Source organism: Kitasatospora sp. NPDC028961 (assembly GCF_055564815.1).
In genome coordinates, this window is record NZ_JBVHVO010000032.1 from 63131 (window position 1) to 88742 (window position 25612).

Consider the following 25612-nt stretch of genomic DNA (forward strand, 5'->3'; position numbering starts at 1 on the left):
GCTCTCCGGCGCGCTCGGTACGGAAGTACTCGGTACAGGGGAGGCCCCGGGCCGTGGCGCCCGGGGCGGAGGACTCGGCGGGGCCGTGACGGCGGCCCCGCCGAGTCGGTGCGACCGCTGGATCAGGGCCGGCGGCGCACCCGCGCCCAGGTCCGGCCCACGGCGGAGACGGCGCGCTCGCCGGCGGGCGTGCCGCCGAGGAAGAGCGCGGCGGGGCCGCCGATCAGCAGCACCAGGCCCGCGACCACCGCGATCGGCAGCAGCAGCCGGGCGGTGCCGGCGCGGTCGGCCGCCGGGGAGCCGGCGGCGACCGGAGCGGCCGCGAGCGGGCCCGCCGAAGCGCCCGGCGTGGCGGTGGCCTTGGCCCCGCCGGCCGCCGCGGCCGGAGCCCCCGCGCCGCCGGTGGCCGCGCCACCGGTACCGCCCGCGCTCGCGGTGCCCCCGGTGCCGATCCCGCCGGCACCGCCGACGGCGCCGTCGCCGAGCCCGCCGGTGCCGGGGCCGGCGCCGGTGGACGAGCCGCCGGTACCGGTGCCGTCGCCGGTGCCGGTGACCGGGGTGGTGGTGACGCCGGTGCCGCCCGACTCGCCGCCGGTGGCGCCGCCGGCCCCGCCGGTCGTCCCGCCGTCACCGCCGGGCGGGGTGGTCGGCGGCGGGGCGACCTGGTTGCCCGGCCACTTGTTGTCCTGCGTCTCCACGTGCTTCGCCGCGTCGAGCGTCTGCTGGCGCTGGGCACCGGTGAGGCTGAGGAAGCCCGGGGCGAGCTTGCCCGGCTCCACGCCGTAGACCTGGCCGCCGTTGGCGACGGTGGTCAGGAACCGGGTGATCGCGGGCGCCTTGTCCGCCGCCCCGCCGGTGGGCACCATCGCGTACTGGACGGTGGTCAGCGGGTAGGCCTGGGTGTCTCGGGCGAAAGCCGTGCCCGCGACGCCGTAGGGCAGCAGCTGGGTCCCGGTGGCGGCGTCGGTCGGCATGTCGCCGACCGCGGACTGGAACCCGTTGGTGGTCGGCGAGACGAAGCCGCCGGCCGGGTTGCGCAGGGTGGCCTCGGGCAGCGAGAAGGCCTTGGCCTGGGCGCTGTCCATGATCGCGAACAGCTTCCGCTCGCCCCGGGCCATCGGGTCGCACTTGAGGTGGTTGCCGGTGGCCGGGTCCGCCATCCAGAGCTGGCAGGTGGACCGGTTCTCCAGGATGGTCCGCAGCACCTGGGTGAGACCGCCGAGGACGGGGTTCCACTCGTACTGCCGCATCCGCTTGGCGGCCTCGCTGACGTCCGTCGGCCCGGTGAAGTCCTGCGGCTGGAGGGTGTCGGCCGGGTACCCGGAGTAGGCGCCCCGCTGGTAGAAGGAGTTCACCCGCATCCCCCACGGATCGTCCTCGCCGTCCAGGAAGCGGACGGCCTCCGGGTCGGCGGCGATCCACGCGGTCAGCTGGTAGACGAGGTCCGTGGTGCCGCCGACGATGGTCGGCTCGAACTCCGCGGGCGTGCACGAGCGGGGCCAGTGCAGCCCGCTGCTCTCAGGGAACCGGTTGTACTGGAGGAAGTCCTCGTCCAGGAAGACGCAGCTGGGGTTGCCGCTCACCGACGCGACCGGGCTTCCCAGCGGCGCGTACGACTGGGTGAGCAGTTTGGCCATCAGGCGCGGGGTCAGCTTCATGTCCCGGAGCTGGCGGCCGGTGTCCGGGTCGTCGACGAGGAAGACCGCCGAGATCCCGGTGGTGGCCAGCGGCGCGTAGACGTACGGCCGGGCCGGGGTCGCGGTGTCGGGGTACGCGGTCAGCGCGACGTCCACGCCGGCCGCCCCGCCCAGGAACGCCGCCCTGGCCTGCGGCTCGCCGCCGGAGGAGGAGTACTGGAAGGCGAGCGGGGAGGACGCCAGGCAGAGGCCGGTCCGCCACTGCTGGACGGCCCGGTTGGCCATCTCCAGGCCGGCCGCCTTGAAGTCGGCGGCGCGGTTGTCGCAGTCGGCGGCGGTGGGCGAGAAGTGCAGCGGGACGACGGTCCGCTTCTCCCAGGCGCACTGCTCGCCGAGCTGGTACCCGGCGTACTGGTTGCCGTCCCACGCCCCGGCGTAGGCCTCCAGGCCGCCGTCGCTCGCGGTGTTGAAGAAGCCGTCCACGTCGCTGAGGTGGTCGGTGCAGTCGACCGCGCCGTTCCGTGCCTTGTACGGGTCCTGGGTGTCGCCGCCGTAGTTGGGCTCGACCACCAGGGAGCACGGGTGCGTGGCGTCACAGCCGAGCGAGGGGCTCTGGGTGGCGGTCCAGATCTCGATGGAGGTCTCGCCCGAGCCGTCGGCGCCCGTGGGCGCGATCGCCATGTTCGACGGGAAGTCCGGCGTCGTGGTGCCCTCCGCCGGGGCCTTCTGGTTGAACCCCTTGCCGCCGTCGGCGTTGTACAGCTTGCTGCCGTAGCAGTCGGTGATCTTGGGGTCGAGGCCGCGGCACTGGTAGACCCGGACGGCGTAGAGCGCCTGCTTGGACCCCTTGGTGACGATGGTCAGCGGGGTGCCCGAGGCGTCGACGGTCGGGGTGAAGCCGCTCCAGGAGACCTGCAGCACCTGGTTGGACAGGTTCTGGGTCTGCGCGACCGTCACGCTCCCCTCGGCGCCCTCCTCCCAGGTGTTCGGGTCCCACACCTTGGGGCCGGGCTTGGTCACGGCGGACGAGGTCGCCGCCGCGGCCTGCGACGACGTGCCGAGGCCGATGGGGGCCACGCCGAGCGCCACCACCACCGACCAGACGAGGGCGACCGCCGGCAACCTCCGGCGCCACCCCCCGCGTCTCGTACCGGGTAGTAGTCGGAGTCTCATGACGGGCACCTCCGTGCGAACGCGCACCGCCGTGACGCGGCGCGAGAGTGGATCAGGCGGCGAGCAGGCCGGCGGTTCCGGTTCGCATCCATTCGGCCAGCCCTACATGGCCGGATCCGGTCGTACCGATGTACGAGACCACAACGCGACGACTCTGTAGCGGAGTTGGGAACTCCACATGCGAACGGCGGGCCCGTGCCGTCGCACGGACCCGCCGTCCCACCGAGCCGGTCGCAGGTGTCGGCCGCCGGTGGTGGAGCTCAGCTGCCGGTGGTGAAGCTCAGCGAGAAGGTGCCGATCGACTGGCCGGCCTTGAAGAAGGTGGTGTTCAGCTTGGTGTCCACGTACTGCGCGCCCTCGGCGTCGAGCTTCAGGTCCGCGGCGGTCACCGTCTGGGTGGCGCCGGTGCGGGTGATGTCGGTCGTGCCGGCCGGGTCGAGCAGCGCCACCGGGGCGGTGCCGCCGACCGGGACCCCGGTGATCGCCCAGCTGTCGGCGCTGAACGCCAGCTGCTTGAAGACCGCGGTCTTGCCGGTGAACAGGTTGACGAAGAGCAGGCTGCCGCCCAGCTGGACGTTGCCGTAGTAGCCCTGGAGGTTGACGTCGCCGCCCGTGACCGGGAACGAGGTGGAGAAGCCCGTGCTGGAGTCGTAGGACGGGGTGGCGGTGGGCAGCGGGATGACCACCAGGCCGTTCAGGGCGGAGTCCTTCAGGAAGGCGGTGCTCTCGTGCACCACCGCGCTGCCGGTCGGGGCCGCGGGGGCGGCGTCGGCGGCAGCCGCACCGCTCATACCGGTCACGGCGAGGACGACTGCGGCACCGGTGGCGGCAAAGCGGGCGCTGGTACGGGTCATGCTGAACTCCTTGGGAGAGGTGATGTGCTGGGTGGTGCGGGCGGTCGTTCGACCGCCCCGACGGCCTTCCTCCTCCGCACTGCCCGGCGGGCGGAGGAGGCCGAAGTCGATGGGCGCCCGGCCGGCTCCGACGGGCACGAAGGGGTGCCCGGGTGTGGCCGGCGGCCACGGGCACGAAGCCCGTGGCCGCCGGATGGTGCGGGGTGTGATCAGCTGGTGCGATCAGCGGGTGTGATCAGCTGTGGGTGGTGCTGCCGCAGGCCGCCGCCGGGAGGGGCAGGAAGCCGTAGCTCTTGATGTCGTTGGTGCCGTTGGAGCAGATCCAGCCCGAGGGGCCGAAGATCGCGCGCAGCGCGGTGCCGTGGGCGTTGGTGGCGGTCCACTCGGCGTCACGGACGACGTTGTAGACCACGCGGCCGAACGCCGAGGCGGCGAACGGGGCGTTGATGGTGTTGGTGGTGGTGTTGACCGGCACCAGGGTGCCGACGTTGCGCAGGGTCAGGTTGGCCGGGGCGGAGGTCGGGGTGGAGTGGCCGCCCACGGTCTGGGACAGGTACGAGGCCACCGAGTACGGGAAGACGGTGTCGGCGCCGGCCAGGCGGGTGTCGACGCCCTCGTTCTCCTCCGGGCCGTCCTGGACGCAGCTGCCCACGGTCGGGTTGCCGATCGCGGTCAGGAAGAAGGCGCGGGTGCCGGAGCTCGCCTGCGGCAGCCAGGGCTTGATCGTGGCGTTGGTCAGCGAGGCGTTGATCTGCGTCCAGTTGGTGATGGAGCAGTCGTAGATGCCCTTGAGCTGGGCGGCGGTCAGGCTCGCCGGGGCGTGGCCGCCGGAGTTGGCGGACCAGGTCACCGCGTCCTTGGCGAACGCGACGAAGATGTCCGACGCCGGGTCGGTGGCCTTCGGGGCACGCGAGGAGCGGGCCACGTCCAGCGCGGAGCCGGAGGTGTTCAGCTCGGTGATGCCGGCGCCGGAGCCGTTCGGGCGGACGATCGAGGAGGCGCCCGACTTCAGCGTGATGTTCGTCGAGCCCGTGGCGTCCCAGCTGTAGTAGCGCGGCGAGGTGGTGTCGCCGATGCTCGTCAGGTAGGCGTTGTAGTCGGTCGAGAACCGGGTCGACACGGCCTGCGTGGTGTCGGAGCCCGCGCTCACGATGTCCTGGGCGGCCGGGGTCACGCTCGGGTCGGCGCTGGCGGTGCCGGCGACGACGGTGGCGAGCGAGGTGGCGATGGCGGCGACGGCGAGCAGCTTGGCAGCGGTCTTGCGCATGTTCCTGTTCCTCCGGTGGGAGAGAGGTGCATCGCTTCCCGGGCCCTGGTTGGGGGTCCGGGGCCGGTGGCCACATCCGCGGTGGCCGCTCCGGCAGAGCTGATCCTGTCGGGACGGGCTGTTCCCCCGGAAGGGCCGTCAGCGGCGGCCGGCGATTGTCGACTCATCGGTTCGGACAGGTTTAGTGACTGGTCAGCCCGGCCGCGGCGGGGTGGAAAGCCGCAGGTCGGAGGCCGATGACGTTCTTCTCCAGGTGGCGGCTCGGGGGGTTGCCGGAAACCTGCGCTTCACCGGACCGGGGGGAACGGGCGCGGGCGGGGCCAGAGCCGGGGCCGGGCTCGCCGGGCGCGGACGGCGGGACGCCCGGCATTCCGGCCGGCCGGAACGGGGGTCTGACGAGGCGCCATCCGCCCGGGTCGTCAGGGCGCCGCGCACCGGGCGAGGGTACTACCAGGGCCGGCGGGCATCCCGGCCGGTTCTGCGGAGCTCCTGGCCGATCCACTGGAGCCCGGCCAGGAAGCCCTCGACGCCCGCCTGGCACTGGTCGCGCCGGAGGTAGCCGCGGGCGCTGCGGGCGATCGGGCCGGCCTCGACCGCGCCGGGCCGGGTGCTGCGCACCGGCAGCTGGGCGGTCCAGACCCAGAGTCGGGCCTCGGACTGCCCGACGGTGCACCGCAGGGCGGCCCGCTCGATGATCAACTCTCTGACCGCGTCGGCGAGTTCGTCCTCGCTGCGATAGGTGCGGACGCCGACGCCGAGCTGTCTCCCGTTGGCGGCGCGCAGCGACCAGCCGAGGCACCGGTCGGCGGCGGGAACGATCAGCAGGCGCGGACCGCGCCGCTCAGCGGCGGGCATCGGAGGGTCTCAACGGTGCCGCGCGTTCCGGGAGTTCGAGGGCGGGCTGCTTGGCCAGCAGCACGACGAACCGGCGGAAGGCGTTCTGGCAGGTCGCGTACCGCTCGTAGGCGCGGCTGGAGCGCACCTCGGGGAGCAGGCGCGAACCGGGGACGACCCAGACCCAGCCGATGCCGTCGCGGACATGGGTGATCCGGGCGACCAGGGCGTCGGCGCCGGCGCGTAACCCGTCGAAGCCGCGCTCGGCGTCCGCGGCCGTCTCGTATCCGGCCGCGGTGACCGCGACGACCCGGCCGTTGGGGGCCTTCAGCTGCCAGCGGTAACGCCCGTCCGGTGCCCGTTCGACCCGGAATCCCCCACGCCCTGCACCTGCTGCGGTGTGACCGCGGTTCGACGCGTCCACTGCTCCCCCAGTCCGGTTCCCTCCGAGACGGGAGTAAAGCTATGTGTGCACACGAGCACGCCGGAAGGGAAGGAAATGCACAACTTGCTCCGTTGGCCGCGAAGTTCTCCCTCGTTAAACATTCACCGACTGCACACCAACCACACGCCCGGCCCCCTCACCGAACTCCCTTGACCGGCACAGACCGTTCGATGGCGCGCGAAGACTCAGAGCCGCGCGGTCCAGCGCACCCGCGTCCCCTTTCCGTACGGACCGGGCTCGTGCCAGGCGTCCCCGCCGAGCACCTCGGCCCGCCGGGTGAGGTTGCGCAGACCGCTGCGGCGGCCGCCGGCGGGGATGCCGACGCCGTCGTCCGTCACGGTCAGCAGCACCCCGGGGCGCCCGGCCCGGTCGAGCGACTCCGGGTCACCGCTCACCGGGCGTCCCTCGTCGTCCAGGTGCACGGTGGCGTCGACCTCCACACCGACCCGCGAGGCCCGTGCGTGCCGGGCCGTGTTGGAGAGCATCTCGCGCAGCGCGGCCAGCAGTTGACGGCCGGTCTTCTCGCCGACCAGGCTCTCCACCGGGCCCGTGAAGGTCACCGAGGGCTTGAAGCCGAGCGCCGCGGCGGCCTGGCTGCCCTCCCGCAGCACCCGCGTCCGCAGGGTGTCCGGCGCGTCGCCGTGGTTGTCGTGCTGGAGCGCGTAGATGGTGGTGCGGACCTCCTGGATGGTGGCGTCCAGCTCGTCCACCGCGTTCCCGATGCCGACCTTCACCTCGGGCACGACCGCGCGCCGGGCGGCGCTCTCCAGCATCATCCCGGTGGCGAACAGCCGCTGGATCACCAGGTCGTGCAGGTCGCGGGCGATCCGGTCGCGGTCCTGGAAGACGGCGAGGCGCTGCTGGTCCCGCTGGCCCTCGGCGAGCCGCAGGGCCAGCGCGGCCTGCGAGGCGAAGGTCTCGGCGAGCTGCTTCTCGGTGTCGGTGAACGGCACCGCGCCGCGCGGGCGCCAGACGCAGAGGCCGCCGAGCACGCGGCCGGCGGCGACCATCGGCACCGCCATCGACGGGCCGAAGCTGCGCGCCAGGCGGATCACCACGGTCGGGTCGCTGGACATGTCGTCGAGGTAGACGCTGTCGCCCTGGAGGAGCCGGGCCCCGAAGCTCTCCTTCGGCAGCAGCTCGCCCTGGACGAACTCCGCGGCCTCGCCGGAGGCGTGCGCCACCCGCATCTGGCCGTCGCCCTCGCCGTCCACGGTCGGCAGCAGGATCATGCCGAGCGCCGCGTCCGCCAGCTCGCGCACCTGCTCGGCCGCGACGGTCAGCGCGACCTCGGCCTCGTCGGCGGAGAGCAGCGCCGTGGTGACGGCGGCCGCGCCCGCGATCCACCGCTCGCGCCGCCGCCCCTCCTCGTACAGCCGGGAGTTCTCGATCGCGACGCCGGCGGCCGCGGCGAGCGCGTGCACCACCTGCTCGTCCTCGGGGGTGAAGGCGCCGCCGCCCTGCTTCTCGGTGAGGTAGAGGTTGCCGAACACCTCGTCACGGATCCGGATCGGCTCGCCGAGGAAGGTCTTCATCGCCGGGTGCTCCGGCGGGAACCCGGAGGAGCGCGGGTCGGTGGCCAGGTCGGTCAGGCGCAGCGGCTCGGGCCGGTCGATCAGGGCACCGAGGATGCCCCGGCCGGCCGGCAGCTCGCCGATCGCGGCGGCGGTCTCGTCGTCCACGCCGACGTGGATGAAGTCCGCCAGGCCGTGGCCGCCCGGTGCGATCACGCCGAGCGCGGCGTACCGGGCGTCCACCAGCTCGGCGGCGCCGGTGGCGATCCGGTGCAGCGTCGCGTGCAGGTCCAGCCCGGCGCCGACCGAGACGACGGCCTCCAGCAGCCGCTGCATCCGGTCGGTGACGGCGGCCGCCGACTGCAGCCGCTCCGCCACCTCGGTGACCAGCGTGTCCAGCCCGAGCGAGGAGATCTCGGGCACCCGGTGGGGCGCCGGGTCGGGGGCGGCGGGGGGTGGCAGGTCTGGCGTGGGGTCCATGGTGTCGAGCGTAGTTTGTACGGTTTTCAGCCGAAGGTCGGCGCGGCGGCCGGAGGGCGATCGGCTGCCGCGGTGCCCACCGCCACCGGGCCGTCCGCCGCGCGCTCGCCCTCCCACATCGCCCGCAGCCGGCCGCCCGGCTCCGCGACCAGCTCCGACCAGGTGCCGCGTTCGACCACCCGGCCGCCGTCCAGGACCAGGACCTCGTCGACGGAGCCGTCGTCGAGGCCGGCCAGCCGGTGGGTGATCAGCACGGTGCTCCGGCCGGCCGTGGCGGCGAGCAGGTCGGCGGTGAGGGCGTCGGCGGTGGGCAGGTCGAGGTGCTCGGCGGGCTCGTCCAGCACGAGCACCGGGAAGTCGGCCAGCAGCGCCCGGGCGAGCGCGAGCCGCTGGCGCTGGCCGCCCGAGAGCCGGGCGCCGTGCTCCCCGACCATGGTGTCGAGGCCCGCCGGGAGGGTGTCCGTCCAGTCCAGCAGCCGGGCGGCGGCGAGCGCGGCGCGCAGCTCCCCGTCGTCGGCCGAGGGCCGGGCCAGCCGCAGGTTCTCCCGCAGCGAGCTGTCGAAGACGTACGCGTCCTGGGCGCAGAGCCCGATCACCCGGCGGACGTCGTCCCCGGCCAGCTCCCGACTGTCCACAGCCTGTGGACGGCCGTCGGCGAACGTGATCCGGCCCGCCGCCGGCTCCAGGAAGCGCAGCAGCGCCTGGGCGAGCGTGGTCTTGCCGGAGCCGGACGGGCCGACCACGGCGATCCGGCGGCCGGCGGCGAGGTCCAGGTCGAGGCCGACCAGCGCGTCCGCCTCCTGGCCGGGGTGGCGGACGGTCAGCCCGCGCACGGCGATCGGCAGCGGCTGCCCGGGCAGGGCCGCCGGGGCGGCGGGCTCGGTGACCGGGGCGGGCGCCTCCAGCACCTCGGCCAGCCGGGCCGAGGCGGTCCGGCTGCGCCGGCGGGCCTGGACGGCGAGCGGCATCCCGGTGACGGCCTCGAAGGCGGCCAGCGGGGTCAGCACGACCACCGCCAGGCAGACCGGCGCCAGCGCACCGCTCTGCACCCCCCGGATGCCGACGGCCGCGGCGGCGGCCACCGTCAGCCCGGTGAGCAGCGCGATCAGCCCGGTGCCGAGCGCGGTGGTGGCGGCCGAGCGGGCGGCCAGCCCGGTCAGCGCGGCGTCGGCGGACCGGACGGCGGCCAGCCGGCCCGGCAGCGCCCCGGCCACCGTGAGCTCGGCCGTTCCGGTGAGGGTGTCGACGACGGCGGTGGCCAGCCGGCCGCGGGCCGGGGCCTGCCGCCGCTCGGCACCGGCCGACCAGCGGGCGGCCAGCGCGGGCACCACCGCCCCGGCCAGCAGCAGCCCCAGCCCGAGGACCAGGCCGGCCGCGGGCAGGAAGGCGGCCATCGCCGCCGTCGCGGCCAGCGACACCACCGCGGCCACCGCCGCCGGCAGCCGCCAGCGCAGGTGGTGGTCCTGGACGGCGTCGACGTCGGCGACCAGCCGGGAGAGCAGGTCCCCGCGCCGGAAGGCCGGCAGCCCGGCCGGGGCCAGCACGGTCAGCCGGCGGTACACGGCGGCCCGCAGGGTGCCGAGGGTGCGCAGCACGGCGTCGTGCGAGACCAGCCGCTCGGCGTAGCGGAACACGCTGCGCCCGATGCCGAAGGCCCGCACCGAGGTGACGGCCATCATCAGGTAGAGCACCGGCGGCATCTCGGAGGCGTAGGAGATGAGGTAGCCGGAGGTGGCCATCAGCGCCACCGCGCAGCCGAGCGCGAGCGCGCCGAGCAGGACGGAGAGCGCCAGCCGGGGCCGTACGGTCGCCGCTCCGGCGGGCTCCTCCGGCGGGGTGTCGGCGGCCGGCACCGGCCGCCCGTCGTGCGCGGGCCGGGGCGGCGGTGCGGCGGCCGTGGGCACCGGCGGCCCCTCCAGCCGGACCAGCCGGTCGGCCACCGCCAGCAGCGCCGGCCGGTGCGCGACCAGCAGCACGGTGCGCGCCGGGTCGGCGGTCAGCACCCGGACGGCGTCCACCACGGCCGCCTCCGAGGCGCCGTCCAGGCCGGCGGTCGGCTCGTCCAGCAGCACCAGCGGCCGGTCGTCGGCGAGCAGCACCCGGGCGAGCGCCAGCCGCTGGCGCTGGCCCGCCGACAGGCCGGCGCCGTCCTCCCCGAGCACGGTGGCGAGCCCGTGCGGCAGCCGCCGCACGAAGTCCCGCGCGTGCGCGGACTCCAGCGCCGCCCACAGCTCGGCCTCGCCGGCGCCGGGCCGGTAGAGCCGCAGGTTCTCGGCGACGGTGCCGGCGAACAGGTGCGGGTGCTGCGGCACCCAGGCGATCTGCCGGCGCCAGCTCGCCGGCTCCAGCTCGTCCAGCCGGTACGTCCGCCCGTCGGCGGCGGTGATCCGGACGCTGCCCGCGTCCGGCGCGGTGAGGCCGAGCAGGACGGCGAGCAGGGTGGACTTCCCGGCCCCGCTCGGGCCGGTGAGCGCGGTGGTGGTGCCCGGCCGCAGGGTCAGCCCGGCGGCGTCCAGCGCCGGTGCGCTCCGGCCGGTGTGCAGCACGGTGAGGCCCTCGGCCTCGACGACGGCGCCGGCGAGCGCGGGGGCGGGGACGGTCCCGGCCGGCGGCAGCGGGGTCTCCAGCACCGCGAAGAGCTCGTCGGCCGCTGTCAGCCCCTCCACGCTGGAGTGGTACAGCGCGCCGACCTGGCGGATCGGGAAGTAGACCTCGGGCGCCAGGATCAGGATCAGCAGCCCGGTCTCCAGGTCGAGCGTGCCGTCCACCAGCCGGAAGCCGATCGAGACCGCGACCAGCGCCACCGACAGGGTGGAGAGCAGCTCCAGGGCGAACGAGGAGATGAAGGCGATCCGCAGGGTGCGCAGGGTGGCCCGGCGGTAGTCGGCGGTGATCCTGGCGACGGTGGCGGCCTGGGTACGGGCCCGGTTGAACACCTTGAGCGTGGGCAGGCCGGCGACCACGTCCAGGAAGTGGTGCGAGAGCCGGGAGAGGGTCTCCCACTGCCGGTCCATCCGGCTCTGGGTGGCCATCCCGATCAGCGCCATGAAGAGCGGGATCAGCGGCAGTGTCCCGGCGATGATCGCGGCCGAGGTGAGGTCGGCGCCGACGACCCGCAGCAGCACGATCACCGGGACGACCACCGCGAGCGCCAGCTGCGGCAGGTAGCGGGCGAAGTAGTCGTCGAGCGCGTCGACGCCCCGGGTGGCGAGGGTGGTGAGTTCGCCGGTGCGCCGGCCCGCCAGGTGGGCCGGGCCGAGCGCGGTGGCGTGGTCGAGCAGCCGGCACCGCAGGGTGGACTTCACCCGGGCCACCGAGCGGTGCGCGGTGAGTTCGGTGAGCCAGCCGACCAGCCCGCGGCCGACCGCCGTCAGCGCCAGCCAGAGCAGCGGCGCGGCCAGCTCGTCGAGGCCGGCCCGCTGCTGGAAGCCGCGGACGACGATCTCGGCGATCAGGCTCGCCTGGGCGACCACCAGGGCCGCCCCCGCCCCGCCGAGCAGGACCGATCCGGCGAGGAAGGCGCGGGTGGTGCGGGCGTACCCGAGCAGTCGGGGGTCGACGGGCTTCACGGCTCAGCCCTGGTCGAGCGCGGCGGCCGGGTCGTGCCCGGGGATGTGCTGGACGCCGATCCGCTTGCGGAAGACCCAGTACGTCCAGCCCTGGTAGAGCAGTACGAGCGGGGTGAAGACGGCCGCGACGATCGTCATCAGCTTCAGCGTGTACGGCGAGGAGGCCGCGTTGGTGACGGTCAGGCTCCACTCCGGATTCAGGGTGGACGGCATCACGTCCGGGAACAGCGCGAGGAAGAGCATCGCGACCGCGGCCACGATGGTCGCCCCGGAGAGGACGAACGCCCAGCCCTCGCGGGCCAGTTGGTTGGCCACCAGGGCGCCGACCAGGGCCAGCACCGCGACGACCAGGACGGCGAGGCTCCAGCCGTTGCCGTGGTCGGCCTGGGTCCAGAGCAGGAAGGCCAGTGCCAGCACCGCCGTCACCAGGCCGAGCCGCAGCGCCAGGGCACGGGCCCGGTCGCGGATCTCCCCGACCGTCTTCAGCGCGGCGAACACCGCGCCGTGGAAGGTGAAGAGGGTGAGCGTGACCAGTCCGCCGAGCAGCGCGTACGGGTTCAGCAGGTCCCAGAAGCCGCCGACGACGTTCTTCTGCGCGTCGATGTCGACGCCGCGGACGATGTTGGCGAAGGCCACGCCCCAGAGGAAGGCCGGGAGCAGTGACGTCCAGAAGATGGCCTCCTCCCAGTTCCGCTGCCACCGCGCGTCGGAGCGCTTGGCCCGGTACTCGAAGGCGACCCCGCGCACGATCAGGCAGACCAGGATCACCAGCAGCGGGATGTAGAAGCCGCTGAACAGCGTCGCGTACCAGTCCGGGAAGGCCGCGAAGGTGGCGCCGCCGGCGGTGAGCAGCCAGACCTCGTTGCCGTCCCAGACCGGTCCGATGGTGTTGATCAGCACCCGCCGCTCGGCGGTGGAGCGGGCCAGCGGCTTGGTGAGGATGCCGATGCCGAAGTCGAAGCCCTCAAGGAAGAAGTAGCCGATCCACAGGACGGCGATCAGGACGAACCAGACGTCGTGGAGTTGCATGTCGGATCCTCAGTAGTCCTCGGTAGTCCGTAGTCCGCGGTGGGCTCGGGCGGGGGATCAGGGCTCGGGGCTCGGGGCTGGGGGCTCGGGGCTCAGGGCTCAGTAGGCGAAGGCGAGCGGCTTGTCCGCGTCCTCGTCCGGGGACGGGCCGCGCAGCGTCGGGTCCTCGGTGGGCGGCCGCTCGGAGGTGACCGGCCCGGCCTTGGCGTACTTGACCAGCAGCCGCACCTCGATGACGGCGAGGATCGCGTACAGCACGGTGAAGGTGGTCAGGGCCCCGATCTGGGTCCCGATGCCGACGTTGGGCGACACCGCGCTCGCGGTGGTCATCAGCCCGAAGACGGCCCACGGCTGGCGGCCCATCTCGGTGAAGATCCAGCCGAAGCTGTTGGCGATCAGCGGGAACCCCATGGTGAGGATGCCGATCCGCCAGCTCCACTTGGTGAGGAACGGGCCGAGCTCGCGCTTCGGCAGCAGCATCAGTCTCGGCACCTCGGTGTCGCCGGTGCGGAACTCCGTTGCCAGCAGCCACTTTCGCCGCGTGGTCCAGAGCCCGATCACCCCCGCCACGAAGGAGGTCATCCCGAAGCCGATCATGAGGCGGAAGCCCCAGTAGGTGACGAAGATGCTCGGGATGTAGTCCTTCGGGTCCCCGCCGTGCTGGGCGGCCTCGGCGTTGGCGGTGTCGTTGATGCCGGGGACGGAGGAGCTGAAATCGCTGTTGGCGAGGAAGGAGAGTATCCCGGGGATCTCCAGCTCGACCGAGTTGTGGCCCTTGCCGACGTCGCCGACCGCGAAGACCGAGAACGGCGCCGGGGCCTGGCTGTCCCAGAGCGCCTCGGCGGCGGCCATCTTCATCGGCTGCTGGCGGAACATCACCTTGGCGAGCGAGTCGCCGCTGAGGGCGGTGCCGAGACCGAAGACGACCGCGAGGACCAGGCCGAGCCGCAGCGAGGTCCGCATCACCGCGACCCGCTTGGGGTCGGCGGCCTCCGGCCGGCGCTTGGCCTTCCAGAGGTGGAAGGAGGCGATGCCGACCATGAAGGCCGCGCCGGTGAGGAAGGCGGCGGTCAGGGTGTGCAGGACGACGGTGACGGTGGTGTCCTGGAACAGCACCCGGGCGATGTCGGTGAGCTGCGCCTTCCCGGTGGCCGGGTCGACCGAGTAGCCGACCGGGTGCTGCATCCAGGAGTTGGCCGCCAGGATGAAGTAGGCGGAGAGCACGGTGCCGAGCGAGACCATCCACATGCAGGCGCAGTGCAGCTTCCTCGGCAGCTTGTCCCAGCCGAAGATCCAGAGCCCGATGAAGGTCGACTCGAAGAAGAAGGCGATCAGCGCCTCCATCGCGAGCGGGGCGCCGAAGACGTCCCCGACGAAGCGGGAGTAGTCCGACCAGTTCATCCCGAACTGGAACTCCTGGACGATGCCGGTGACCACGCCCATCGCGATGTTGATCAGGAAGAGCTTCCCCCAGAACTTCGTGGCGTGGAAGTACTTCTCCTTGTCCGTCCGGACCCAGGCGGTCTCCAGTCCGGCCACGATGGCGGCCAGGCTGATGGTGAGCGGCACGAAGAGGAAGTGGTAGACGGTGGTGATGCCGAATTGCCAACGCGCGATGGTTTCGTGAGCGATTGCCAGTTCCACGTCGCCCTCTCTCCGACCCGACCTCGAAGGTCACTTTCCGGACAAACTTCATCTATAGCTGTAGACCGCTGCGTACCCGTGCAAGCTTGTCCGCTTGTGAACGTGAACACGTTCACAAGGGCCAGTATCCATCATGCTTACGAGTGGTTTGCAGGCGGGGTGGGATTGACCGGCGATGCCGTGCGCACAGTCTGCGGACCGGCCCTGGCCTGCCACAACGAGCGCCCGGGCGACTCACGGAACGATCTTGGACGATCCGGCGCTTGACATTCGGCCCATCGCCGCGGCACGCGCGACCGTGCCCGGCCGGGTGGTGACCCGGCCGGGCACGGGCCCGGCGTCTAGCGGTTGCCGTAGGGGCGGGTGATGATCTCCATGCCGTGGCCGGCCGGGTCGAAGAAGTACAGCCCCCGGCCGCCGTGGTGGCGGTTGATCTCGCCGGGCAGCTTCAGCTGCGGGTCGGCGTAGTAGGCGATGCCGCCCGCCTCGATCCGGGCGAAGGCGGCGTCGAACTCCTCGTCGGAGACGAGGAAGGCGTAGTGCTGCGGGGCGATCGCCTCCGCCGGGACGGACGCGAAGTCGAGGGTCACCCCGTTGCCCGTGGCGACCGGGACGAACGGCCCCCAGGCCGTCCCGACCTCAAGGCCGAGGATGGCCGCCAGGAAGGCGGCGGATTCCCGGTTGTCCCGGGCGTGAACGATGGTGTGATCGAGCTGGATTGTCATGCTTCGAATGCCTCCGTAAGGCACTCACGGGCTACCTCCATGCCTCACCCGGACGGTGACCGACACGCGATGCCGTACCGGGATCCTAGGCCGCGGCGGCACCCGCCGACCAGCCCCCGCCGACGAGCCCCCGCCGGACCGGCCGGACCGGTCGGACCGTCATACCGCTTCGCTCACGCGGGGATCACGGCCGGACCGGCGCCGCCAGTGCCGCCAGCTCCGCCAGGTCCTCGGCGCCGAGCCGCAGCGAGGCGGCCGCGATGTTCTCCTCCAGGTGGACCGGCGAGGAGGTGCCCGGGATGGCCAGGATCGAGGGGGAGACCGCCAGCAGCCAGGCCACCATCACCTGCGCCCGGGTGGCGCCGTGCCGCTCGGCCACCCGCTGGAGCGCCGGGTCCTCGGGCACCCCGGAGCCGCCGAGCGGGAAGAACGGCACGAAGGCGATGCCCCGCGCGGTGCAGTCCGCCAGCAGCGCCGCGTCCTCCGCCGAGTGCTCGAGCACGCTGAACCGGTTCTGCACGGCGGTCACCGGTGCGATCGCCTCGGCCTCGGCGAGCTGGGCCGCGTCCACGTTGCTGACCCCGAGGTGCCGGATCAACCCCTCCTCCCGCAGCTCCGCCAGCGCCGCGAAGGACGTCGCGATCGACCGCAGGCTGGGCATCCGCCGCAGGTAGACCAGGTCGAGCCGGTCCACCCCCAGCTCCCGCAGGTTGCGGTGGACGGCCGCGCGCAGCTCCGCCGGACCGGCCGGCTCCAGCCAGCTGCCGTCGGGGTTGCGGCCGGGGCCCACCTTGGTGGCGATCACCAGGCCGTCGCGGTACGGGTGCAGGGCCTCGCGGATCAGGCCGTTCGCCGAGACGTCCTCGTGGAAGTAGAACCAGGCGGTGTCGATGTGGTCGACACCGAGCTCGACCGCCCGGCGCAGCACGGCGAGGCTCCGCACGGGGTCGCAGGCCGGGCCGTCCCAGTCGCGGGCGGGCAGCTTCATCGCGCCGAAGCCCATCCGGGCGATCGGCAGGTCGCCGCCGAGCAGGAGGGAGCCGGCGGCCGAGGCGTGGGAGGTGGTCGTCATGTCGGTAAGCCTCCGCCCGGCTCGCCCGTCGCCCGACCGATCTGGCATGTTGCTGCCATGAGCACCGACCCGATCATCACCCTGCACGGCGAGCGGGAGCTCGTCCAGCGGGCCGGCCACCTCTTCGTCGCCTCGCGTGAGGAGTTCCTGGTCGCCGCCACCGACCTGGTGACCTGGTCGTCGGGCGTCAACGCCGCCTTCGCGGAGGGCAAGCGGCCGCACCTCGTCCCCGGGCTCACCATGCGCAAGCTGTACACCCGGCGCGCCCTGGCCGATCCGGAGTCGCACCGGCGGCTGGTGAGGATCGCCGGCACCGGCATCGAGGTCCGGATCAGCGACGGACCGCTCGCGCGCGAGGCGATCATCATCGACCGGCGCACCGCGATCCTGGCCGGCGCCCCCGTGCGGGGCGTGCGGACGTACACCGTGGTGCGGTCGCCGGAGGTCGTCGACGGCGTGCGCTCGCTGTTCCGCGCCGCCTGGGAGACCGCCACCGACCTCGCCGACTGCGCCCGGCCACCGCACCTCACCGAGCAGGCCCGGCAGATCCTGAGCGCCCTCGCGACCGGCCACACCGACGAGACCGGCGCCCGCCTGCTCGGCCTCTCGCTGCGCACCTACCGCCGCCGAGTGGCCGACCTGATGACGACCCTCGGCGCCACCTCCCGCTTCCAGGCCGGCCTGCTCGCCCGGGAACTGCTGGAGGACGGCGTCACCCCCGCCGCCCGCCGGTGATCTCCGGCCCGATCACGAACCCCTTCGCGGGCCCCTCCGGCACGACCGCCTCCTCGCCGTACGGCGTCCGGACCGAACGGGCGTAGGCACCGCGCTCGGTGTCGGGGCCGGTCAGGACGGTGACGGCGCCGCCTTCGTCGAAATCGTCGATGATCACGTAGATCGGGATGCCGGCGCTCGCGTAGGCGCGGTGCTTGAGGACAACGTCCCGTCGGCGGTTCCTGCTTCCGGGTGACACCGTCTCGACCACCATCGCGAGACCTGAGGCGAGTACGCCCAACCCTTCAGGGTGCTCGATCTCCTCCAAGTCATCGGGGGCGACGAAGACATCGGGGACCATCACCCTCAAACCGTGGATGACGTTACCGTCGTTCGCGGGGGCCCAGCCGGTACCTCGCAACTGGTCGTGCAGCGCCAACAGCATCCGGCGGTTGATCGTCAGGTGGCGGGTCCCGCCAGCGGGCGACATCTCGATGGCTCCCTCGATGATCTCCGCCCTGAAGCCCTCAGGGACGTCCATCTCCTTCCACACCTGCCACAGCGCCTGGTCCAGGTCCACGACGGTCTCCTCGGCTACGAGCGCGGTCATTGGGACACCTCTTCCCGTCCAGTGTGGTCGGCTCGCACGATCCGCATCAAGCCGCAGCCGTACGGTCGCACATGACCGGAGACCGGGCGGAGAGATCCAGGGCGGTTCACCCGGACGGGCGGTTTCAGCGCTGGTGGGGGATCTCCACGCGGAAGGTGGCGCCGGTGCCGGGGGCGGTGTGGAGGGTGAGGGTGCCGCCGTGGGCGTGGGTGAGCGCGGTGGCGATGGCGAGGCCGAGGCCGGCGCCGCCGCCGTCGTGGCGGCTGCGCGAGGCGTCCACCCGGTAGAAGCGGTGGAAGACCCGGACGGCCTGCTCCTCGGTGAGGCCGGGACCGGAGTCGGCGACCTCCAGCAGGCAGAGGCCCTCGGCGGTGCCGACGCCGATCCGCACCGGGGTGCCGGGCGGGGTGTGCTTGACGGCGTTGCCGACCAGGTTGGTGACCACCTGTCGCAGCCTCGCCTCGTCGCCGAGCACCGGTGCGGGGCCGGGCGCGCCGGTGCCGGACGGACCGGTGAGGGCGACCGGGCGGGACGGGTCGAGGGCGGTGAGGTCGTGCAGGGCGTCCGCCGCGAGGGTGCGCAGGTCCATCGGCGCGAGGTCGAGCGGGCGTTCCTCGTCGAGCCGGGCGAGCACCAGCAGGTCCTCGACCAGGGCGCCCATCCGGACGGCCTCGCTCTCGATCCGGAACATCGTCCGCTTGACGTCCGCCTCGGTGGGCAGCGCCCCCATCCGGTACAGCTCGGCGAAACCGCGGATGCCGGCCAGCGGGGTCCGCAGCTCGTGCGAGGCGTCGGCGACGAACCGCCGCATCCGTGCCTCGGACTCGGCCCGGGCGGCGAACGCGGCCTCGATCTGGGTGAGCATCGCGTTGAGGGCGGCGGACAGCCGGCCGACCTCGGTGCGGGTGGCGAGCTCGGGCATCCGGTGCGACAGCTCGCCGGAGGCGATCCGCTCGGCACCCTCCTCGATCCGGCGCAGCGGCCGCATCCCGGCCCGGACGGCGAAGAAGCCGAGGGCCGCGATCAGCACCAGCACCGCGCCGCCGATCGCCAGGAAGGACGTGCGCAGCCGGGCGACGGTGGCGTCGATGTCCTCCCGGGAGACCGCGACCATCAGGTACGCGGGGGTGGGGGTCGGCACGGCGAAGGCGCTGGGGGGAGCGGGGCCGAGGGCGGGCGGCCGCTGGAGCGGCAGGACGAGCGTGCGCCAGCTGCGCTGGCCGCGCTGGTCGGGCAGGTCGAACGGGGTGTCCGGGGCGGCGGCCGCCGGGTCGAGACCGGCCAGCTGCGGCGCCGGGTCGTTCTCGGAGACCGGCTGGCGCACCACCTGCTGGACCTTGCCGTCCGCCGAGAGGTACTGGACCAGGTACTGGCTGGGCAGCGCCGCCGCGGGCCGCCTCCCGCCGACCGAGGGCTGCCGGCTCTCCGGCCAGGTCGTCCGGCCGGGGGCGCGGTGCGAGAGCGGTTCGGCGAAGCGCTGCAACTGGTCGTCGAGCCGCTCCACCAGCTGCATCCGGACGGTGCCGAGCACGACGGCGTCACTGACCGCGAGCCCGGTGGTGACCAGGGCGAGGACGAGGACGAGCAGCCGGACGCGCAGCGAGAAGCGGGGGAACACCGGGGGCGGTCAGCTCTGCGGCGGCCGGCGCAGCGCGTAGCCGATGCCGCGGACGGTGTGGATCAGCTTGGGGCCGTGCGCGGGGCCGGAGTCGAGCTTGCGGCGCAGGTAGGAGATGTAGGACTCGACGATGGAGAGGTCCCCGCCGAAGTCGTAGGCCCAGACGTGGTCGAGGATCTGCGCCTTGGAGACCACCCGGCCGACGTTGGCCATCAGGTAGTGCAGCAGCTTGAACTCGGTCGGCGAGAGCGCGACCGGGGTGCCGCCGCGGGTGACCTCGTGGGCGATCGGGTCCAGCGTGAGGTCGGCGACGACCAGCCGGCCGTCCTCGGCGGGGCCGCCGGCCCGGCGCAGGATGGCCCGGATCCGGGCGATCAGCTCCTCCAGGCTGAACGGCTTGGTGACGTAGTCGTCCGCGCCGGCGGCCAGGCCCTGGACCTTGTCGCCGACGCCGTCCTTGGCGGTCAGGAAGAGCACCGGCAGGTGGTCGCCGGGGTGGCCGTGGGCGGGCCCGGCTATCTGGCCCCGGGTGGTCTGTTCGCGCAGCCGCTCGACCACGGTGAAGCCGTCCAGGTCGGGCAGCATCACGTCGAGGACGACGAGGTCGGGGCGTTCGACGGCGATCAGTTCGAGCGCCTCGGTGCCGCTGGCGGCGGAGGCGACCCGGAAGCCGGAGAAGCGCAGGGAGGCGGAGAGCAGCTCCCGGATGTTGGGTTCGTCGTCGACGACGAGGAGGAACGCCTCGCCCGGGCCGCCGGCCACGGCGGAGCTGCCAGGTGTGGACACAGTGCCTTGCACGGGGGTTCCGCCTCCCGGTCGGACGATGGCGTTCAGCTTGAGGCTAGCCCGGGGAGGCTATGCGCCGTCGATGAATGTTGGATTAACACCTTAGCGGGCGGATTTGGGCGAACGAGCCCGCGCGGTCGGGCTGGATGGTGTGCGTACGACCCGGTGGGCCGGGTGGAGGCGCCGCGCGGCCGCGGCGCGGCCGTTCCCGGCCGGTGAGGACCGCGCGTGACCCAGGGTACGGACTCACCGCGCGGGCACGGACACCGCGCGACCCCGGGCCCGGCACGCCACCCGGTCACGGACAGCGCGCGGCCCGGCCGCCGGAGGAGGTTCGGCCGGGCCGCGCGGGCGCCTGGGGGCTGCGGGGTCAGCCGCCAGGCTCCCTCCCACCCGTGGACGGGCTAGGAGGGAGGCGTCTGGGTCTGGTTCTGGGTCCCCCGGCCACCGGCGCCGCCGCCGAAGCCGCCCGCGCCGAAGCCGGCGGCGCCCTCGACGAGCTGGGTGGCGGCGTACCCGCCGTCGGCGGCTGGCGTGCCGACCACGGTGACGCTCTGACCGGGCTGCAGGTCGGTGACCTTGCCCTCCTTGTTGAGCTGGACCTTGGTGGCGTCGCCGGTGGTCACCTTGACGGTGTTGCCGTTGGCGTCGGTCAGGTAGACGGTGGTGCCGTCGACGGCCTTGACGGTGCCCCGGGTGAAGCCGCCCTGCGTGCCCTGGCCACCCTGGCCCGTGCCCTGACCGGCACCGGCGCCCTGACCGGTGCCCTGGCCGCCCCGGCGGGTGCCGTTCTGCCCGCCGCCGAAGCCGGAGGCCGCCGCCCGGGGCTGCTGCCCCGCTGCGGCCGACTTGCCGGAGCCGGTGGAGCCGTGGTCCTGCTGGTACCAGACGCCGCCCGCGAAGGCCGCCGTGGCGAGCACGGCGCCGGCCAGGACGAGGGTCGGCCACGGCAGCCGGCGGCGCGGTGGCGCGGCCAGCTCGGCGGTGACGTCCCGGGCGTCCGGCGCGGTGGAGAGCAGGACCACCTGCTCGGCGGGGGTGCGCGGCTCGATCTCGTTGCTCATGGTCTGCGGGTCCTTGGTCACTCGTGGCGGAGGGCGTCGATCGGGCGCAGCGAGGCGGCCCGGTTGGCGGGGTAGCTGCCGAAGAACAGGCCGATGGCGACGGCGATGCCGAACGCGCCGAGCACCGACTCGGGGATCACCACCGGCTTGATGCCGACGACGGAGAAGTGCGATCCGGCGAGCCCGGCCAGCACCCCGAGCCCGGCCCCGATCACCGACAGCAGGGTGGACTCGACGAGGAACTGTCCGAGGATCGCCACGCGCGGGGCACCGAGCGCCTTGCGGATGCCGATCTCCCTGGTCCGCTCGGTGACGGTGACCAGCATGATGTTGGTGATGCCGATCCCGCCGACCAGCAGCGAGATCGCGGCCACCGCGCCGAGCAGCACGGTGAAGGTCTTGGTGGTCGACTCCCGGGCCGTGAGCAGCGACGCCTGGTTGCCGATCCGGAAGTCCGCCTTGCTCGGGTCGGCGATCGCGTGGGTGCCGAGCAGCACCCGGGTGACCTCGGCCTGGGCGGCCGTGGTGGTCTCGGCGGAGGTGGCCTGCACCAGGATCTGGCTGACCGGGCCGAAGCCGGTGAAGGCGTTCTGCACGGTCGGCAGCGGCGCGATCACCACGTCGTCCGGATCGGTGAAGCCCGTGCCGCCCTTGGCCTGGAGCACGCCCACCACGGTGAGCGGGGTGCCGCCGACGGTGATCGCCCTGCCGACCGGGTCGGTGGTGGCGAACAGCTGCTTGGCGGTGGTGGCGCCGAGCACCGCGACCTTGCGGGAGCCGAGCACGTCGTCGGCCGTGAAGTACTCGCCCCGGCCGATCTTCAGGTTGGCGGTCTCGAAGTACGCGGGGTAGGTGCCGACGATCGAGCCGGGGCTGTAGGAGATGTCCCCGTACAGCGCGGTGCCGCTGGCGGTGACCACCGGCGCGACGGACTTGATCGAGGTCGCCTCCGGGTCGCTCGCCAGTGCCCTGGCGTCGGCGACCGTGAGCTTCTTGGCGGTGGAGGCGGTGCGCGAGCCGCCGAAGGAGGACCCGGCGGTCACCGTCAGCGAGTTGGTGCCGAGCGAGGTGATCGACTCCTTGACCGCCACCGAGGAGCCGTTGCCGACCGCGAGCAGCAGGATCACCGAGGCCACGCCGATCAGCACGCCCAGCATGGTCAGGGCGGACCGCACCTTGTTGGCGGCCAGGCCGCCGACGGCGAACCGGAGCATCTGCCAGAAGATCATGCGAGCACCCCCTGGAGGTCGGCGGCCGCGAGCAGGGCGGGCGGCGGGCCCTCCACCGGAGCCTGCCGGACGTCGCTGACGACCGCGCCGTCGACCAGCCGGATCACCCGCTTCGCGTGCAGGGCGACCTCATCCTCGTGGGTGATCAGCACCACCGTGCGGCCGGTCGCGTTGAGGCCGTCGATCAGCGCCAGCACCTCGTCGGTGGAGCGGCTGTCCAGGTTGCCGGTGGGCTCGTCGGCGAGCAGCATCGCGGGCGCGGTGACCAGCGCCCGGGCCACCGCGACGCGCTGCTGCTGGCCGCCGGAGAGCTCGTTGGGCCGGTGCCCGGAGCGCTCGGCGAGGCCGACCAGGGAGAGCGCGGCCAGCGCCCGGCGCCGGCGCTCGGCGCTGCGCACGCCCGCGTAGGCGAGCGGCAGCTCGACCTGGGCGAGCGCGGTGGTGCGGGGGACGAGGTTGAAGGACTGGAAGATGAAACCGATCTTGCGGTTGCGGACCAGCGAGAGCTGCTGCTCGTCCAGGTGTCCGACGTCGATGCCGTCCAGCAGGTAGCGGCCGGCGGTCGGCACGTCCAGGCAGCCGAGGATGTTCATCAGGGTGGACTTGCCGGAGCCCGAACTGCCCATCACCGCGACGAAGTCGCCCTGCTCGATGTCCAGGTCGACGCCCAGCGGCTCGCCGGTGGCCGGGTCGGACGGGCCGCGCAGCGCGTGCACGGTGGCGTCGCCGTGGCCGTAGGACTTGGTGAGCCGGCGGATCTGGATGACCGGGGGCGCCGCCGCCGTGCTCTGGGGCGCGGGGGCGGTCCTGCGCCCCATCAGCGGTTCCCGCCCCGGCCGGTGCCGCCGCCTGCGGCCGCGCCGACGCCTGCCACGCCGGCCGCGCCGCCGGCTCCCGTGCCGCCGCGGCTGCCCTGGCCACCGGTCAGGCCCGGGAAGGACCCGTTCGGGAAGCCGTTGGTCCCGCTGGTGGTGGCGAGTTCGACCTTGTCGCCCTCCTTCAGCCCGGAGACCACCTGCACGGTGGTGTCGCCCTCGACGCCCACCTCGACGGTGACCCGCTCGCTGGAGCCGTCCGGCTGCACCAGGGTCGCCGTCCGGCTGGTGCCGGTGCCGGCCAGCGCGGCGGTGGGCAGCGAGAGGGCGTTGTCGGCCTCGCCGGTGACCACCGAGACGGTCGCGCTGAGGCCGGTGCGCAGCTTGCTGGTGTCGCCGGTGATCTGCAGCGTCGCCGCGTACTGGACGGCGGCCGCGCCGCCGCTGCCGCCACTGCTCACCGGCAGCGAACTGACGGACAGCACGGTGGCGTTGAGCTTGGTGTCGGACTGCGCGTTCAGCGCGACGGTGGCCGACTCGCCCTTCTTGAGCTTGAGCGAGTCCAGCTCGGAGAAGTTGGCGGTGACCTGCATCCCGGTCGGGTTGGTCAGCACGATGAAGCCGCTCGGGGCGCCGGAGCCGGTGGTGGTCCCGGTGGACTTGGCGGTGCTCCCGGTGCCGCTGCTCCCGGTGCCGCCGCCCAGCGTGTCGCCGACCTTGTTGGAGACGGACGCGACCGTGCCGTCCACCGAGGCGGTGAGCGTCGTACCGGCCAGCGCGGCCTGGGCGTTGGCCAGGTTGGTCTGCGCGGTGGCGACCTGCTGCTGGGCCTGGGCCACGGCCGCCTCGTCCACCTTGGTGGTGGTGATCGTGGTGGTCTGCGGGACGGGGGTGGTCTGGGGAGCGGGCGCGCTGCTCGCGCCCGCTCCCCGTTCCCCGCCACCGGTGCCGCCACCGGTGGAGTCGTTGGACGAGCCGCTGGAGCCGCTGGAGGACTTGTTCGAGCTGCCCGGGATCTGCTGGGTGGTCGTGGTGGTGACACCGGCCCGCGCCTTGGTCAGGTTGGCGTTGGCCGTGGTCAGCGCCGACTGGGCGGCGTCCACCTGCTGCTGGGCCGCCGTGGTGTCGACGGTGGCCAGCACCTGTCCCTTGGTCACGGTGTCGCCCACCGCGACCTTGACGGCGGTCAGCTTCCCGCCGGTGGTGAAGTCCTGGGCGGCGTCGGTCGGCGAGGCGAGCGTGCCGGTTCCGGACACGGTGGCCAGGACCGTGCCCTTCGCCACGGTCGCGGTTCGGACCTGGGCCTTGCCGGCCGCCTTCTCCGTCCCGCTGTCCAACGTGGTGTACGCCAGGGCCGCGGCGCCCACCAGGGCCACGCCCAGTGCGGAGTTCAGGAGGACGGCACCACGCCGTCGCGGAAGCACCTTCATGCCGCACAGCTTCGCCGGGCGCTCTTGCGGCACCCTGGGCGCGACCTGGGAGAACCCTGACCGGCCGAATCCGGGCATTCCACCACGCTCCACCCGCCCCCAGCCCTCACCTTGCCCACCCCCCGCCCAACCGTTGGCCGAACTCCCAGCCCCTTCCCAGCCATCCCCAGCCATCCGGCAGCCCGGGGCCCTGGCACGCCCCATCGGAGCCGCGCGGCCGAGCCGAACGGCCTGCGCCCGCACCTCCGCGCTTGAGCACGCACACGGTGTGCGGTCCTCGCACACGCGATGCGCAGCAGCGGGTGCTCATTGAGGCACTCCGCCGAGATGGCTAGCGTCATGGGTGCGGGCGATGAACGCGGCGATCGACCCGTATCGCGCCCGACGGCGGAGTCCGTCGCGGCGGAGCATTCAGTTATCGCCCCTCCCCGACCGGACTCCCGTCCGCCCGCCGGGAGGAGCACGCCGCCGCCTCGCACCACTCGACCTCATCGAGAGGAGCACCACATGACCGCCACCGCCATCGAGCCGATCGACCTGATCGCCCACAAACCGCGCGCGCCCCGGGACTTCGTGAAACCCGAGGTGTGGGAGCGCGAGATCGCCCTGCTGATGCGCGACCACCCCTTCGACGAGGTGATGGCCACCCGGCTGTTCGGCACGGCCGTCGGCTACCTCATCACGGCCATGGAGAAGTGGGGCCAGGGCCTGGAGATGTGCTGCGGCCGGATCGTGGACATCGCCGTCCACGTCTTCATCCTCGACACCAGGAACTACCGCGAGTTCTGTGCCGAGCACTTCGGCGGCCGGTTCCTGGAACACATCCCGGAGATCGCGTTCAAGTACGACGGCTCCGTGGAACGGACGGCCCAGATCATCGCGGACAACGGGTTCGAGGTGGACTGGAAGCTGTGGGAGGCGGACTACGCCAAGTGCGGCCCGTGCAGCCCCGGCTCCAACTGCCACTGACCTGTAGGGCCGACCCCGGGGCCCGGAGGCGATTCACGCGATGCTGTTGGTTAATTCGGGCCCTGCTTCTTCTTCGCCCCGCCGAGCTGGTGCTCGGCGGGGCGAAGTGCTGAGAAGTGGCTGGTGCGGGTGCG

General features: G+C 73.4%; 20 protein-coding genes. 2 read left to right on the plus strand and 18 right to left on the minus strand.

Annotated features, from left to right (window positions below):
- Positions 1 to 122: 122 nt before the first annotated feature.
- The 11 genes from ACZ4UX_RS32890 to ACZ4UX_RS32940 form a co-directional block, all read right to left on the minus strand.
- Positions 123 to 2759, minus strand: coding sequence for a hypothetical protein (locus ACZ4UX_RS32890; protein ID WP_465709314.1), 2637 nt, complete (start codon positions 2757 to 2759; stop codon positions 123 to 125).
- A gap of 311 nt (positions 2760 to 3070) precedes the next feature.
- On the minus strand, positions 3071 to 3664 hold the full coding sequence (locus tag ACZ4UX_RS32895; protein WP_465709315.1) for a hypothetical protein: 594 nt from the start codon (positions 3662 to 3664) through the stop codon (positions 3071 to 3073).
- A 235-nt stretch (positions 3665 to 3899) separates the two neighbouring features.
- Complete coding sequence (locus ACZ4UX_RS32900) at positions 3900 to 4931, minus strand: PstS family phosphate ABC transporter substrate-binding protein (protein WP_465709316.1); 1032 nt, start codon at positions 4929 to 4931, stop codon at positions 3900 to 3902.
- A gap of 447 nt (positions 4932 to 5378) precedes the next feature.
- On the minus strand, positions 5379 to 5786 hold the full coding sequence (locus ACZ4UX_RS32905) for a hypothetical protein (protein ID WP_465709317.1): 408 nt from the start codon (positions 5784 to 5786) through the stop codon (positions 5379 to 5381).
- Complete coding sequence (locus ACZ4UX_RS32910; protein ID WP_465709318.1) at positions 5773 to 6189, minus strand: YegP family protein; 417 nt, start codon at positions 6187 to 6189, stop codon at positions 5773 to 5775. Before ACZ4UX_RS32910 ends, ACZ4UX_RS32905 begins: the two co-directional genes overlap by 14 nt.
- Before the next feature lie 206 nt (positions 6190 to 6395).
- Entirely contained in the window at positions 6396 to 8204 is a 1809-nt protein-coding gene (locus ACZ4UX_RS32915; protein ID WP_380393238.1) for a sensor histidine kinase, read from the minus strand.
- 26 nt (positions 8205 to 8230) lie between these two features.
- Positions 8231 to 11773, minus strand: a complete 3543-nt coding sequence (gene cydD / locus ACZ4UX_RS32920; protein ID WP_465709319.1) for a thiol reductant ABC exporter subunit CydD — start codon at positions 11771 to 11773, stop codon at positions 8231 to 8233.
- 3 nt (positions 11774 to 11776) lie between these two features.
- Entirely contained in the window at positions 11777 to 12802 is a 1026-nt protein-coding gene (gene cydB, locus ACZ4UX_RS32925; protein WP_465709320.1) for a cytochrome d ubiquinol oxidase subunit II, read from the minus strand.
- 99 nt (positions 12803 to 12901) lie between these two features.
- A complete protein-coding gene (locus ACZ4UX_RS32930) occupies positions 12902 to 14446 on the minus strand; it encodes a cytochrome ubiquinol oxidase subunit I (protein WP_465709321.1) in 1545 nt (514 codons plus the stop codon).
- A gap of 341 nt (positions 14447 to 14787) precedes the next feature.
- Positions 14788 to 15171, minus strand: coding sequence for a VOC family protein (locus tag ACZ4UX_RS32935; protein ID WP_465709322.1), 384 nt, complete (start codon positions 15169 to 15171; stop codon positions 14788 to 14790).
- Positions 15172 to 15355: 184 nt separating this feature from the next.
- Positions 15356 to 16243: an oxidoreductase gene (locus ACZ4UX_RS32940; protein ID WP_380385546.1), complete on the minus strand. Its 888-nt coding sequence runs from the start codon at positions 16241 to 16243 to the stop codon at positions 15356 to 15358.
- Between the two features lie 57 nt (positions 16244 to 16300).
- Between ACZ4UX_RS32940 and ACZ4UX_RS32945 the strand changes: the two genes are divergently transcribed.
- Complete coding sequence (locus ACZ4UX_RS32945) at positions 16301 to 16978, plus strand: helix-turn-helix transcriptional regulator (protein ID WP_465709323.1); 678 nt, start codon at positions 16301 to 16303, stop codon at positions 16976 to 16978.
- Here the strand turns inward: ACZ4UX_RS32945 and ACZ4UX_RS32950 are convergent.
- The 7 genes from ACZ4UX_RS32950 to ACZ4UX_RS32980 all read right to left on the minus strand — a co-directional run bounded on the left by ACZ4UX_RS32950 (position 16956) and on the right by ACZ4UX_RS32980 (position 24509).
- The gene (locus tag ACZ4UX_RS32950) at positions 16956 to 17567 is read right to left on the minus strand and encodes a Uma2 family endonuclease (RefSeq protein WP_465709324.1); all 612 of its coding nucleotides are present in this window, start codon (positions 17565 to 17567) and stop codon (positions 16956 to 16958) included. The two genes, ACZ4UX_RS32945 and ACZ4UX_RS32950, sit on opposite strands and share 23 nt — an antisense overlap.
- Positions 17568 to 17691: 124 nt before the next feature.
- Positions 17692 to 19185 carry a sensor histidine kinase gene (locus ACZ4UX_RS32955; protein ID WP_329488898.1) on the minus strand — a complete coding sequence of 498 codons (1494 nt, stop codon included), beginning with the start codon at positions 19183 to 19185 and terminating at the stop codon, positions 17692 to 17694.
- Between the two features lie 9 nt (positions 19186 to 19194).
- On the minus strand, positions 19195 to 19947 hold the full coding sequence (locus ACZ4UX_RS32960) for a response regulator transcription factor (protein WP_352295224.1): 753 nt from the start codon (positions 19945 to 19947) through the stop codon (positions 19195 to 19197).
- 428 nt (positions 19948 to 20375) lie between these two features.
- A complete protein-coding gene (locus ACZ4UX_RS32965) occupies positions 20376 to 21035 on the minus strand; it encodes a hypothetical protein (protein WP_465709325.1) in 660 nt (219 codons plus the stop codon).
- Positions 21036 to 21052: 17 nt separating this feature from the next.
- Entirely contained in the window at positions 21053 to 22264 is a 1212-nt protein-coding gene (locus ACZ4UX_RS32970; RefSeq protein ID WP_359808302.1) for an ABC transporter permease, read from the minus strand.
- Positions 22261 to 23082, minus strand: coding sequence for an ABC transporter ATP-binding protein (locus tag ACZ4UX_RS32975; protein WP_329488893.1), 822 nt, complete (start codon positions 23080 to 23082; stop codon positions 22261 to 22263). Before ACZ4UX_RS32975 ends, ACZ4UX_RS32970 begins: the two co-directional genes overlap by 4 nt.
- Entirely contained in the window at positions 23082 to 24509 is a 1428-nt protein-coding gene (locus ACZ4UX_RS32980) for an efflux RND transporter periplasmic adaptor subunit (protein WP_465709326.1), read from the minus strand. Before ACZ4UX_RS32980 ends, ACZ4UX_RS32975 begins: the two co-directional genes overlap by 1 nt.
- A gap of 507 nt (positions 24510 to 25016) precedes the next feature.
- Here ACZ4UX_RS32980 and ACZ4UX_RS32985 point away from each other — a divergent pair.
- Complete coding sequence (locus ACZ4UX_RS32985; protein ID WP_465709327.1) at positions 25017 to 25478, plus strand: glycine-rich domain-containing protein; 462 nt, start codon at positions 25017 to 25019, stop codon at positions 25476 to 25478.
- Positions 25479 to 25612: the final 134 nt, after the last annotated feature.